At 68.7% G+C, this 13607-nt stretch carries 7 protein-coding genes; all 7 read right to left on the reverse strand.

Features of this window, described 5'->3' with window-relative positions:
* Window positions 1-717: 717 nt before the first annotated feature.
* On the reverse strand, window positions 718-1254 hold the full coding sequence (locus ACGFI7_RS37585; RefSeq protein ID WP_393413302.1) for a hypothetical protein: 537 nt from the start codon (window positions 1252-1254) through the stop codon (window positions 718-720).
* Window positions 1255-1335: 81 nt separating this feature from the next.
* Window positions 1336-1896, reverse strand: a complete 561-nt coding sequence (locus ACGFI7_RS37590; protein ID WP_393413304.1) for a cysteine hydrolase family protein — start codon at window positions 1894-1896, stop codon at window positions 1336-1338.
* A 322-nt stretch (window positions 1897-2218) separates the two neighbouring features.
* A complete protein-coding gene (locus ACGFI7_RS37595) occupies window positions 2219-2668 on the reverse strand; it encodes a hypothetical protein (protein WP_393413306.1) in 450 nt (149 codons plus the stop codon).
* A gap of 44 nt (window positions 2669-2712) precedes the next feature.
* On the reverse strand, window positions 2713-4440 hold the full coding sequence (locus tag ACGFI7_RS37600) for a hypothetical protein (protein WP_393413308.1): 1728 nt from the start codon (window positions 4438-4440) through the stop codon (window positions 2713-2715).
* Window positions 4441-4629: 189 nt separating this feature from the next.
* Window positions 4630-6111 carry a serine hydrolase domain-containing protein gene (locus ACGFI7_RS37605; protein ID WP_393413310.1) on the reverse strand — a complete coding sequence of 494 codons (1482 nt, stop codon included), beginning with the start codon at window positions 6109-6111 and terminating at the stop codon, window positions 4630-4632.
* Window positions 6112-7063: 952 nt separating this feature from the next.
* On the reverse strand, window positions 7064-9904 hold the full coding sequence (locus ACGFI7_RS37610) for a glycoside hydrolase N-terminal domain-containing protein (protein WP_393413312.1): 2841 nt from the start codon (window positions 9902-9904) through the stop codon (window positions 7064-7066).
* Window positions 9905-10034: 130 nt separating this feature from the next.
* Window positions 10035-13517: a lectin gene (locus tag ACGFI7_RS37615; protein WP_393413314.1), complete on the reverse strand. Its 3483-nt coding sequence runs from the start codon at window positions 13515-13517 to the stop codon at window positions 10035-10037.
* Between the last annotated feature and the right edge of the window lie 90 nt (window positions 13518-13607).

Raw genomic sequence — 13607 nt, forward strand, 5'->3', positions numbered from 1 at the left:
CACTCCCGCACAGCTCCGGGACGGGATAGTCCTGCACCTCAAGGGAAAAACCGTCGGACGACCCGCCCGGAGCTCCCCCAGCCGGTAGCACACCATCCGGTCGCCCTCGGGCCGGGCGGCGGTGATCCGCAGGAGCGGCATCAGATCGGGATCGCGGGCCCACATGAGCGACTCGATGCCGGCTGTCGGATCAGGCGTATCCCTCGGGCCGCCTCGATCGAGGGGGACGGCCAGTTCCCAGGGCTGGTTGGTGAAGTCCGCCAGCAGGTCGAGGGACCACAGCCCGGCATCGACGACGACGAAGAGCTCCTCGGGAAACGTGACGCCGTAGCATTCGCGGAGCACCTCACGCGGGCCGAGTCCGGTCTCGTACAGCGCCCGTGCCAGCCGGGCCATCGAGGGGTAATCCGCGCGGGACGCCGCGGCCCGCAGCCGTTCGACAGCCCTCGGGTCCATCGCCACTCCTTACGTTCGACGCTTCGCCGGCCACTGCCCGGGCGTCACACTGTTGTCCGCGACCATCACGTGCCTCCTTCGATCTTGCTACCGAGATCGTTCGACGGCCTTGGCGGTTCGACAACCCCATCACACCGTTGGTTGGGAGCATGAGGCGTGACCTTTCGCCATGAGATTGCCGCACACCAGCGGACCTGCGACCACGTGCCGCTGATCGCGGCCGATCCGTGAGAGGTGCCGCCGTAGCCCTGGGCGGGGCCGTCACCGCCCTGGGCGGGGTGTGGCTCGTCGCCCAGGCCTGGGCCACGACAAACGTCTGCGCGCCGCCTGCGACCACTGAGCCCCCCACCCTTCGGAATCAATCACCCAGTCTCGGCCAGATCTGAGTCGCCCGAGGAGGTCTCTGATGCCGCCGCCCTCCGGGATCATGCCCCACAGAAAGGGGACCAGATACTCCGGCGATTCGCCCAGGATCACCGGCAGATCGTCCTCGGCGACGGTGAGGGTGAACGCCGGGCCCCGCTGCCCCGGGTTCCAGCCTCGATCCAGCGCCCGCCGGATGCAGCCGGCGACGAGGACGGGACGGACCACGATCGTCCGTTCTCCTTTCCAGTTGTCCGGCCGGGCACAGGGCAGGACGACCACCAGGACGCCACGCGACTCCTCGGCTCGTTCGACGGCGAAGGTGAGAGGGGCCTGGCCGCCATCGGGGCCCGAAGCCGGCTTGCGGCGCACTCGCCAGCGGTAGACGGCTCCGTCGACGGTGATGAGCCGTGAGCCCTTCTCCGGCATGGACACAGACGCCTCCAAGCGCTGCTCGGTATGGCCGCTCCTTGGCCGGGTCGTCCCGGTCAGTCGGGCGAGAATGCCGACGGCTGGTCACAGGCGGGCGGTCCACTGGTGACTGGCAAGGACGTCCGCACCCCTGGCCGGGAAGACGCGGTCGATCAGAAAGTCGTGCACGTCCGCTTCCCCGTCAGCGCAGGCGTCGCTGAGCACGGTCACTTGGTAGTCGCGGTCGGAAGCGTCGTAGAGGGTAGCGGCGATCATCGCCCCGGTCGCGACACCGGTCAGCACGATCGAGTCGACGTGCTGGGCGCGGAGGAGCCGATCGAGGTCGGTCGCCGCGAAGGCGCTGGCGCGGCGCTTGAGGACGACGGCCTCGCCCGGCAATGGCTCAATGCGCGGGTGCACGAGCGTCTCGGGGGATTCTTCGTGAAACAGCGTCCCCGCTCCGTGCAGGCCACTGATCAACTGGTTTCCCGCCGCCACATCAAGGCCTGAAGCCCGGAGCCCGAAACGGATGAAGATCACCGGGATTCCGGCGGATCTGGCCGCGGGGAGAACCTTCTCCACGACAGGGAGCACATCGGCGGCGAAGGGGTATTTGTCCACGATGCCCGTCTGCAGGTCGCCGACGATGAGCGCGGTGGTGGTCATACGGTTCCCTTGTCTGTGCAGCGCGCCATCGGCCATCCTCGATGGTCGGATCCTCGGCGCCGTTGTCGTCGATCCAGTAGAACGATGGTGGGACAGATCCGCGCAAGGGCCATCGGCCCTGGCGCAGAGCGGCTTGGGGCGCAGGCCGCACTATCAGGCTCTATGTCCACCACGACCAATCCCCTGGCCCGATCAAACCACGATGGCACGACCTCAAGTCCGCTGTCACATGACAGGTGACCGTCGAACACGGAGATGGCGCTGGGCATCGCCGGGCTTCGTCGGACGGCAGGGTGAGCCGGCGGCGGGGTGACTTCCCGGATCATCCGGTAGATCCGTAGGAGCGCCGGGCCGGCCTGCGCTCGAACCCTCCCTGTTGCAAGTAGGCCAGCGCCCGGTGCAGGACGGGGATCGCAGCCGATGTGGCATCGGAGCAGCGGCGTGCTTCATCGCTTTCGTCCGCGTGGGTCACACAGAAGTCGTAACTCGCCTGGACCGCGATGACGCAGGCGTTGAGCTGCGCGATGGCGAGCTCACGGTTCGATCCGAGCTGCCTTTTCAGAAGTCTCCTTGTCACCGGGAGGATCTCGGCGCTGTCCATGTCCCGGCGCACCTCGAACAGATAATCGGTGGGGTTCGGGATCGTGAATACCACGGAGGCGCAGGCCGTCACCGCTTCTTCACATTCCTGCAGCGATCGGCCGATCTCTTCGAAGAATTCAGCGGGAGGTAAGACGTCCGTTTCGGCGGCGGGGTGGGCGTGCGGCGTCATCGCACTTACCTTTCGACTTCGTACGGGCTGATGCGCGGTAACCATCAGAGGTGCGTTGACAGCTCGGGAAGCGGGTCCGTCATGACCATTCCGTTGCGGAAGATGGGGCGTCGCCAGTCGGAGGCGTCCAGCGGGAGAAGAGCGTGCCGATGCCTGCGGGCCGCTTCGATGCGGGTGTCGTGCACGCCGGTGGGATAGCCGCTGGCCGCGACGATGGCTTCGATGCGTTCGGCGCCGAAGTTGATGGGGACCGCGTTCGAGTACTCCGATGCGCTCACCTCAAGCCACGCGTTCGTGTCCTGTCGGATGCTGTCCGCCAGGTCCCGGATCGCGGCTTCGGGGGTTATGCCGAGGTTGCGTGCCTGCCAATAGCGCAAGATCCGCGAACTGTGCCCGATCATGCCTGTCATGGCGCCTCCACTGGTCAGGAAGTGACCATTGCCGAACGAGTCGCCCGCCACGACGCCGTTGCTCGCGACCAGGGCGTCCTCCCCCATCCTCTCGATCAGGCTGAACAGCTTCGGGCCGTAGGCCATCTGCACACGGCGAAGTGCCGACTGGTCGATGCCCAGCACCTCGGCCGCCTGCTCGATGTAGAACTCGTAGAGCATGTGCTGGTACGCACCGTAGTATTCGGCCGACTGCAGGTCGGTGCCGGTCGGCACCAGGCCCTCGGCGATGGGGTCGAACGACTTGAAGTCCGGGACTTGGACCAGAATCCACCCGACCTCGGGATCGTTCTCGTGTCCTACGGCGATCTGCCGGACCCAGTACTCACGGCCGTCGGCGTCGAACTGGGAGGAGATTCGCCGGCGCAGCCGCCCGTCGATGAGGATCTCCAGCAGGCCGGCTACGAAATCCGCCTGCGCGACGACCGGGCCTCGTCCGTCCTGATGGTCTACCGACACGTCGCGCTGCTCGAAACCGAGTTTCGCCGCGTCGGCGCAGTCGAAGCCTTCGGCGATGACGAACAATTCGGGGACGCCGAGGTCGATGGCCTCCCGGCCCGGCATCGGCATCCGGACGAATCGGCCCTTGAAGTCGAATTCCTGTAACTCCATGATGCGTATCCGGTACCTGCCGTCAGGTTGCCGGACGAAACCATCGCCCTCCCCTTCCACCAACCGGTGCTGGGTGAAGAGCTTGACGCGCGGCGGAGTGAGCCCCGCGGCGAGGTCCATCTCGGCGATGGCTTCGAGATAGCGGCGCAGCAGCCGCAGGATGGAGGCGGCCTCGGCCTGGAAGGTGGAGGGGCCGTCCAGCACGTCGCGGAGATCGGTCCGGATGGCCTCGGGTTCCGGAGCACACGGCACGGGCGGCGGATCGAGCACGGTCACCACCCGGTGCGGCCGCCCGTCTCGCCACCGGTCGTCGATGAACTCGACGTGTTCGATGGTGCCGACCAGGTGCAGGTCGCGGTCGTACCGGTCGATGACCTCATCCGGCGTGACGTCGCCGGAGGCCGTGTTCGTGCTGTAGAACCGTTCCGCGAGACGGAAGACGGTCCCGTCCTTGTGGTGGGGTACGCCCGCCTCGCCGTACTGGTCCAGCATCATGCGATCGATGAGGCCCAGCTGGTGGAAGAGATCCACTCGGAGGTTCCAGTGAACGCCGAGAAAGGGATCCCCTCTCATTTCGACGCCTATCGCGCGACGTCCCATGGCGACCGTCCAGAGCATCGCCATCATGTTCGTGCCGCCAAGGCCGAGCGCCACGAAATCCGGATCCGTGACCTCATCGGCCTCGGCCGGATGATTTGAGCAATGTTTCACAGGGTGGTTCTTCCTTATCGGCCTGGAGGCCCGCACCCTTTCCTCGGATCAATGGGCATGCGGGCACACCGTTCATTCGATGTCTGCCCGTCCTCGGGACCGCCGACGAACGCGCATGGTTAGGTGTGTTCAGTTACATGAGCGCTGCGGGAAATCGTGGGATCAGCCGCAGGCTGCACCCTGAGTGCCTCATCGCCCGGCGTCTCCGCCGAAAACCTTCTCGACGAGCTCCTGCGTGACCTCCTGAAAGACCGGGCCCAGCGACATCGCCGCGTCGTCCACGTAGTTGAGCGCCGCCGTCAGGGTTGTGCCGCCGTCCTGCGAGCTGTACATCAGTGCCGCGTGGCCCGCCATCCCGCCGTTGTGGGTGATGACCGTGCCGCCGCCGGGGGCCTCCTGCGCCATGACCCCCAACCCGTAGCCGATCCCCGGGTACGTCACGCACATCTCGGCCAGCAGCTCGGCGGGCAGAAGCCTGCCGCTCATCAGCGCGGAGACGAACGTGTGGAGGTCCCCGCTCGTCGAGATCATGTCGCCGCCGCTGGAGATCCAGGAGGGGTTCTGGCGGGTGACGTCGACGATCATCTCCTGGCCGCCCTCCTCATAGCGGTAATAGGCGCGGGCGTGCGGCTCGGGGATGTCGGTCTCGGTGTTGAGCGCCCTCGTGCCGGTCAGCCCGAGCGGCTCCAAGATCCGCCGCCGCATCTCCTCGGCGTAGGAGTCTCCGGTGACCTTCTCGATGAGCAGCCTGGCGACCACGTAGTTGGTGTTGGCGTAGCTCCAATCCGATCCGGGCTCGAACCGGGCCGGCTTGGACAGCGCCAGCCGTACCAGTTCCTCCGGCAGGTAGGTCTTGAAGCGGTTGTCCACCCACTCCTTGCCCGAGTTGGTGGCGGCGATCCCCGGCGTGAACGTGCCGTCGGGGTAGTACTCACCGGTGAAGTTGAAGATGCCGCTCGTGTGCTGCAGCAGCATGCGCACGGTGATCCGGCCGTCGAGGCCGAACTCGGGCAGGTAGTCGTCCACCGGCGCGTCCAGTCCGACCTTGCCCTCGGCCACCAGTTGCAGCACCAGGACCGCGGTGAAGGTCTTGGTGTTGCTCCCGATCCGCACGTGCCCGTTCACCGGCGGCTGCTCCGTGCCGCCCAGCTCACGCGTCCCGGCTCTCCCGACCCACGCGCCTTGTTCGTCGTGCACGCGCAGCTCCACGCCGACGAAGCCGGATTCGGCCATCTTCTGCATGATCTTCCGCAGCCCCGGGCGGTCCTGCTCGGCGGCGTCAAGGGCCGCGGTGATCTTACGGGCCATCTCTGCGGCTGCCGGGCCGGACCGCTGGCCGCGCAGGGCGGCCTCGACCGCGACGAGGACGGTGGAACGGTAGTTGCTCGCCTCCGCCGGGTCGTGCTCACCGAGCAGGCCCATGGCGGCGCCGAGCGCGGGAAGCGTCTGGTCGGCGAGCGCGGCGGCGGACTTGCCAACCAGCCGCGCGCCCTTCGGCTTGTCGGCCAGCACGTGCCCGACCAGGCCGGTCGCGGAGGTCAGGGCGAGTGAGCCGTCGGTGCCGGCCTTGTGCGCGGAGCCGCCGGCACTGGCGGCGCTGATCAGCGAAACGGCACCCCACGCGCCGGTCCACAGGGTGATCTTGTCCTGATCGGAGAGTGCGACGGACATGCTGCGTTGCTCCTTGTACGAATCGAGTGGAGGTCAGGCGCCGATGGCCTGGTAAAGAGGGTCCGACATCCGGTCAGTGGTCATCAGCTCCACTTCGGAACGTGACAACGGCTGCCGCCACCGCCGTGAGAAACCGGCGGCTTGGTGCGCCGGCGGTCTCGTCCCACACCGGGAACGCGCCGCTCTGCGGATCGGGCGCATAGCGCTGAACGTGGCTGGACAGGCGTGCCGAGCAGGTCCGGCGGAGGAACCGAGATGTTCGTCATCTCTCTGTCACGGTCCCGAACCGTGACCGTCCGCAGGATGTGTGCCCACGACGGCGCGACGACAGAACCTCAGCAGCGGAGAGCGCCTCGTACGACGGTCATGAAGGCGGCGCCGCGGTGAAAGCCGGCGGCCAACAGGGGCACAGCGCGCTTGATCGACACGTGGCGTCCTTCTTCTTCCGGGTGCACGCAGCACGTTTCTGCTCACCCAGCATCGCAAGAAGGCGATGCAGATCTGCTGCAGAAAATCTGCAGTCGGGCACCGCGTCTGAAGCGCGACGGCGAGCGCGTCGACCCCCTTGGGCGCGAGGGCCGCGTTCGCCTGATCTTCTTGATGGTGGCGTCCAGGCTGCGCACATCATCACTCGTGCGGCCGAAGCCGTTGGCGGTGGAGGTGGCGGCACTGGCGGAGTAGCCAGCGCCGGAGGACGTTCACCCCCAAGCACTGGCCCAGGCTCTCCGACTGGCGGCCGAGGACGCGAGTGGCGCGCTGATCGGCAGATAGGGGCCCGCTGTGGGCTCGTCCACGACGCGAGCCTCCAACGGCCCTCAGATACCGTCGCGTGGCCTCACCTCGGGTATCCCTGCTGCGGGGAACCTCACCGTGGGGTGAGGTGTACCGGCGCTGGACCCCGTACCTTCGCGAAAGCGGGTCCAGCCACGCACCGTCATCCGGCGACGGAGTGTCACGTGATCGTCCACTGGTTGTTGGTGCTGCTGTTCGGCGTCCACAGGGCGACGGCCGAGCCGACGGTGCTGTTGCCCATGCCGTCCAGGGCGGTGCCGGTGCCCCTGTTGACGATCCGGTGGCGGCCGTTGCCCGTGCTGTCGAGCCTCCACTGCTGGTTGGCGCCGCCGTTCCAGGGCGCCTGCCGGGCGGTGGCGCCGTTGGCGGTGTCGCCCCAGCTGTCGGCGACCATGCCGTTGGTGCGGTTGACGATGCGGTACCAGCCGCCGCCCAGTTCGACGAGCTGCCACTGCAGGTTGGTGCTGCCGTCCCAGTTCCACTGTTTGAGGTTCGACCCGGAGGCGACATTCCCGCCGCTGTCCAGCACCAGGCCGGTGGTCGCGTTGGCGATCCGCACGTAGGCGGCCGGCGCGGGGCCGGACCCGGTCATGCGGTACGTACGACCGGCTTGGCCGGTCAGCCGGATGACGTCGTCCTCGGGTTCGGCGACGGGGACGTCGGCGCCGGTCGTGGTGTCGACCACCTGGTAGGTCCCGGCGAACATCCGGGCGCGGACGTCGACCGTCCCGCCGCGGTCGAACCTCAGGAGGATCTCGGTGGCCCCGCCGGAGCTCCAGGTCACGTCCACGGTGTGGCCGCCTCGTCCCCGGAGACCGCGCACCGTGCCGTTCGGCCAGGCGGGCGGCAGTGCCGGCAGCACGTGCAGCTCGCCGTTCTGGCTCTGCAGCAGCATCTCCGCGATGCCGGACGTCGCGCCGAAGTTGCCGTCGATCTGGAACGGCGGGTGCAGATCGAACATGTTGGGCGCCAGCCGGGCCGTCGTCACCAGGAGGCGGAGGAGCGCGTGCGCACGGCTGCCCTCCTCCATCCGGGCCCAATAGTTGATCTTCCAGGCCAGGGACCAGCCGGTTCCGTCGTCTCCGCGTAGTTCGAGGGTGCGCCGCGCGGCGGTGTACAGCTCCGGGGTGCCGCGCTTGCTGATCTGGTTGCCGGGGTGCAGGCCGTACAGGTGGGAGATGTGCCGGTGGGCGGGCTCGGTCTCGACCCAGTCGTACAGCCACTCCTGGATGTTGCCGCGCGAGCCGATCTTCGTCGGCGGGAGCCGGTCCCGGGCGGCCAGGATCTGCGACCTGAACTCGGCGTCGGTGCCGAGCTCCTGGGAGGCCCGGGCGCAGCCGTCGAACAGGTCGCGCAGGATCTGGTTGTCCATGGTGGGGCCGGCGCAGACGCTGACGCCCGCGTGGTGGGCCAGTTCCGGGGAGTTCGACGGGTTGGTGACCAGGTACCCGAGGTTCGGTTCCGGTACGAGGGTCTCGAGGAAGAACTGGGCGGCGCCTTTCATCGCGGGGTAGTGCCTCCGGAGGAACTCCAGGTCGCCGGTGAAGCGGTAGTGGTCCCAGACCAGGGTGGCCAGCCAGGCTCCGCCGGTCTGCCACATGCCCCAGAAGGCGCCGTCCACGACCGACGTCCCCCGCCACGCGTCGGTGTTGTGATGGGTCACCCAGCCGCCGGCGTCGTACTGGACGCGGGCCGTCCGGGCGCCGCTGACCGCGAGCTCGTCCAGCATCGCGAACACCGGTTCGTAGCACTCGGACAGGTTCGTCGTGTCGGCCGGCCAGTAGTTCATCGGCAGGTTCGCGTTGATCGTGTATTTCGAGTCCCAGGACGGGGTGAGCGAGTCGTTCCAGATGCCCTGCAGGTTGGCCGGCTGCGTGCCCGGCCGGGAGGAGGAGATCAGCAGGTATCGCCCGTACTGGAACAGCAGCGCGGAGAACTGCGGGTCGTCGGTGCTCGCGTGCCGGGCGATCCGCACGTCGGTCGGCTGATCCGCGGCCGGGGTCCGGCCGAGGTCCAGCGTCGTACGCGCGAACAGCCGCTGGTAGTCGGCGACGTGCCGGCCGCGCAGGTCGCCGTAGGTCCTGGCCGTGGCGGCGTCGAGATGGCGGCGGGCGATGCCCTGGTAGTCGCCGCCTGTGTCGCGGAAGTCGCGGTAGCTGGAGCCGATGGAGATCAGCACCGTCACGCTGTCGGCGGATCTGACCTGCAGGGTGCCGCCGGAGCTGGTGACGCTGCCGCCTTCGGCGACGGCCCGCGCCAGCGCCAGGAACCGGACCGAGCCGGCCACTCCCTCCATGTCGCCCGAGATGCCGTCGAGCCCGACCGTGGTCCCGTCCGGGCTGGAGCGCGTCGCCCGTTGCGGGCTGCCGAAGGTCGCCGAGAACGTGATCGAGCCCGGCCTGTCGGCGGTCAGGCGGATGGCGATCACCTGGTCGGGCGCGCTCGCGAGCACCTCGCGCTGGTAGCGGACGCCGTTCTGCAGATAGGACACGGCGGTGGTGGCCGTGGTGAGATCCAGGTAGCGGTGGTACTCGGCGGCTCCGGAGGCGCTGCCGAAGCCGAGCCGCAGATCGCCGACGGTCTGATAGGCCAGCTGGCCGACCGGGTTTCCCCGCATGTTCTGGTCGATCATCGTCTGGGCCTGGCTCCACTGGTTCTGGAAGACCAGTTGCCGGATCTGACCCAGCGCCGCCGCCCCTCGGGGATTGCTCTGGTCGTACGGTCCACCGGCCCAGACGGTGTCCTCGTTGAGCTGCAGCCGCTCGGTGTCGACGTTGCCGAACACCATGGCGCCCAGGCGGCCGTTGCCGATCGGGAGCGCGCGCAGCCAGTCCGTGCCGGCGCTCTCGTCGTACCACAGGGCCAGGTCGTCGGCGGCGCTCACCGCGGAAGGCGGGGCCGAGGCGGGCCGGGCGGCGGCGGTCCATCCCGGCGGCAGCATGGCGGCTCCCGCTCCGGCCGCGCCGAACCTGAACACTTGCCTTCGCGACAGATCAGACATCTCGCACTCCTCCGGAGGGGGTGAATCGGTCCCCGCCGCGCTGTCTCGCGCGGCGGGGACCGCGGCGGCGGCTGCCGTCAGCCGATCCGCCTGAGCCGGCGTCGCGGCTCGCCGGGGCGTGGCTCGGGGATCAGAGGCGGGTCCACTTCTGGTTGGCGCCGCCGTGGCAGGCCCAGATCTGCACCCTGGTGCCGTTGGCGGTGCCCGCGCCGTTGACGTCCAGGCACTTGTTCGCGCCGATCGCGGTGATGCTGCCGTCGGCGTTGAGCCGCCACTTCTGGTTGTTCTGGCCGTTGCAGTCCCAGATGATCACTGCGGAGCCGTCCGCCGTCCCGCCGCCGTTCACGTCCAGGCACTTGCCGCCGTAGACGCGCAGCTCACCGGCGCTGGTGGCGGTCCACTGCTGGTTGGCCTGGCCGTTGCAGTCCCAGATGAGCGCCTGGGCGCCGTTGGCCTGGGAGGCGCCGTTGACGTCCAGGCACCGGTTCGACGCCACGCCTCGCAGCGCGCCCGTGCTGTCCGGAGGCGGGCCGTCGTCCTGCCCGACGCCGCTGCCGTTGAAGGTGACGGAGTCCAGGTCGAACGCGTTCGCGGTCGGCGCCTTGAACACGACGTGGAGGTCGCGGGTGCCGCCGGGGTCGGTGACCACCACCGGGGACAGCGTCACGTAGGTGTTCCACCCACCGGTGGCAGGCACGGGGCTGGAGGCGATGAGCGCCCCGGCCGGCGAGCCTGCGCGCAGTTCGATGGACGCCCCGGTGCCGGACGGCGCCGAGACGCGGAAGGACACCGAGTCGATCCCCGACAGGTTGACCGGGCTGAAGGAGATCCAGTCGTTGTTGGAGATGTCGCCGATGCGCCTGCCGCCTTCGGCTCCGGCCTCGTCGATCACGCGGATGCCGGACGAGCCGGTGAAGTGCTCGGCCTGCTTGTGTTTCGGTTGCAGCGTGATTCCGGCGGTGCCCTTCAGGCCGCCACTGTCGGTGTAGTCGGCGGACAGGACATAGTAGACGTCGGCGGCCCCGTCATGGCCGGAGGCGGTGGTCGTGACCGTCCCGGAGCAGCCGGTGTACTGGCCGGTGTCGTGGGCGTGCTGGTCATGGCCGAGCGCCGTGATCACGGTGACCTCGGCGCAGTCGGCGGCGCCGTCCTCGGCGTCGGTGGCGGTCACCGTGTAGTCCACCTGGTCGCCGAAGTCGATGAACCCGCCGTCGGGCGGGGCCGAGAAGGCCACCGCGGGACGGGTGTTGCCGACCACGACAGGCAGCGTGACGCTGCCGGTCTTCCCGCCGGAGTCCCGTACGGTCAGCCTGACGGTGAAGGTGCCGTTGGCCTGGTACGTGTGGGAGGGGTTGGCGCTGGTGGAGGCGCCGCCGTCGCCGAAGTCCCACGCGTAGGTGATCGCGTCGCCGTCGGGGTCGGCCGAACCGGCCGAGGAGAACGCCACGGTGAGCGGTGCCACGCCCGAGTCGGGGGTGGCGCTCGCCTTGGCCAGAGGTGCGCGGTTGCCGGCCACGTAGTCGATCCGGTAGACGCTGTCGTCGGTGTTGGCGTGTCCGAAGCCGTTGCCCCAGTCCGCCATGTAGAGGGCGCCGTCCGGCCCGAACTTCATGTCGATCGGCGCGCGCGGGGCGATCTGCGCCACGAAGGGGTTGATCTTCAGGAGGTTCCCCGAGGAGTCCAGGCGGAACTCCTTGACGAAGTTGCGGCTCCACTCGTAGAAGAACGGCGTGCCGTCGAAGTACGCGGGGAACTTCCGCTCCGAGTCGCCGGCCTCGTCGTAGCGGTAGAACGGGCCGCCCATCGCGGCGGCGCCGCCGCAGCAGTCGATCTCGGGGAACTCGGCCGAGGCGTGGTAGTCGTACCATACGGTCGCCGGCTTGGCCGCCGGCAGGTTCGTCAGGCCGGTGTTGTTGGGCGAGTTGTTCACCGGCGCCGAGCAGGTGAACTTCGCGCCGGAGGCGCCGGTGGCGAAGTTGTAGTCGTTGAACGGGATGTTGTCGCCGACGCAGTACGGCCAGCCGTAGAAGCCGGGTTGCTTGATCAGGTTCCACTCGACGGTGCCCTCCGGACCGCGGTTGGGGTTCGCGGCGCCCGCGTCCGGGCCGTAGTCGCCCACCGAGATCCAGCCCGTCTCCTGGTCCACGGAGAAGCGGAACGGGTTGCGGAAGCCCATCGCGTAGATCTCCGGCCGCGTCTTGGCGGTGCCGGGAGGGAACAGGTTCCCGGACGGGATCGTGTAGGTGCCGTCGGGCTCGGGGTGGATGCGCAGGATCTTGCCGCGCAGGTCGTTGGTGTTGGCCGAGGACCGCTGGGCGTCGTAGTGCTCCCGGCCGGGCCGCTCGTCGATCGGGGTGTATCCGCCGGAGGCGTGGGGGTTGGTGTCGTCGCCGGGACCGATGTACAGGTTCCCGCCCGGCCCGAACACGAGGTAGCCGCCGGTGTGGCCGGGCTCGTCGACGTCACGGTACGCGGGAACCTCGATGATCTTCTTCTCGCTGGACAGGTCGAGGCCGGTCCCGTCGAAGGTGAACCTCGACACCCGGTTCACCTCACCGCCGTTGGCCGGCGAGTAGTTGAGATAGATCCAGCCGTTGGCGGCGAAGCCGGGGTCCAGCGCCAGCCCGATGCCGCCGTCCTCACCGCCGTCGTACACCGGCAGGGTGCCGATGACTCTGGTGGCCCCGCCGCCGGCGGGGATCAGGTTCACCTTGCCGGAGCGCGAGATGTAGAAGACGCTGCCGTCGGCGGCCACGTCCAGCTCCATCGGCTGGTCCGGCGCGCCGTCGAGGGTCACCTTCTGGAACCGGGACGCGACAGTGCCGCCGCAGTCGCCCGGCGCCGCGCCCGCCGCCCACCGCACGCCGCCCAGCAGGTGCTGCCGGAACAGGGGCTCGGAGTAGGAGGACGACTGGTGGCCCATCGCGGTGGCCCACACCCGGCCGCCCTCCGGGTTGTGGCACCAGGAGATCGGATGGTCGGCGCCCATCCGGCTCGACCCCGCGTCGTACGTGGTCTCGTCCGCGGTCACCAGCACGTTCACCGAGCCCCGCGCGTTCTTGTCGAAGTTGTACCACTCCTCCGTGCGCACCCACCGATCCGGCAGGCCCGCCGTGGAGGGGTGGACCTTGTCGGCGACCTTGGCGGTGCCCTGGAGGACCGACGAGTGCGCGGTCATGTGGGCGCCCGCCATGACGACCTGGTCCCACCAGGGGAACTGCGCCTCGATGTTCATGTCGGTGGCGTTGTGGACCGCGACGACGCCGTGGCCGCCGCGCACATAGGCCTGGAACGCCTGACGCTGGGCGTCGTTGTCCCACACCATGCCGCTGGTCTGGAACATGATCACCGCGTCGTAGGTGTCCAGGGTCGCGGACGTGAAGACGGCGGAGTTCTCGCTGTGGTCGAGCTGGAAGTCGTTCTCGGACGCCAGCTGCTGGAACATCGCGACACCCGCGGGGATGGAGTCGTGCCGGTATGCGCCGCTCGCCGTCTCGGTGAACAGCAGCACCCGGAACTGCGGTGCCGCCGCCTGCGCCACCTGCGGCGACAGGGACATCGACAGCCCTGTCAAGGCGGCGACCAGGGCTGAGAGCAGGCGTGATCTTCGCATGAAGGATCTCCTGGGGGGTGCCGGCAGCGGTCGGGCTCGGAGGTGAAGGCGAGCCCACCAACAAACCTATTAAGCATGCTTATTTGGGGC

It is taken from the genome of Nonomuraea sp. NPDC048826 (genome assembly GCF_043198225.1).
Lineage (GTDB): Bacteria > Actinomycetota > Actinomycetes > Streptosporangiales > Streptosporangiaceae > Nonomuraea.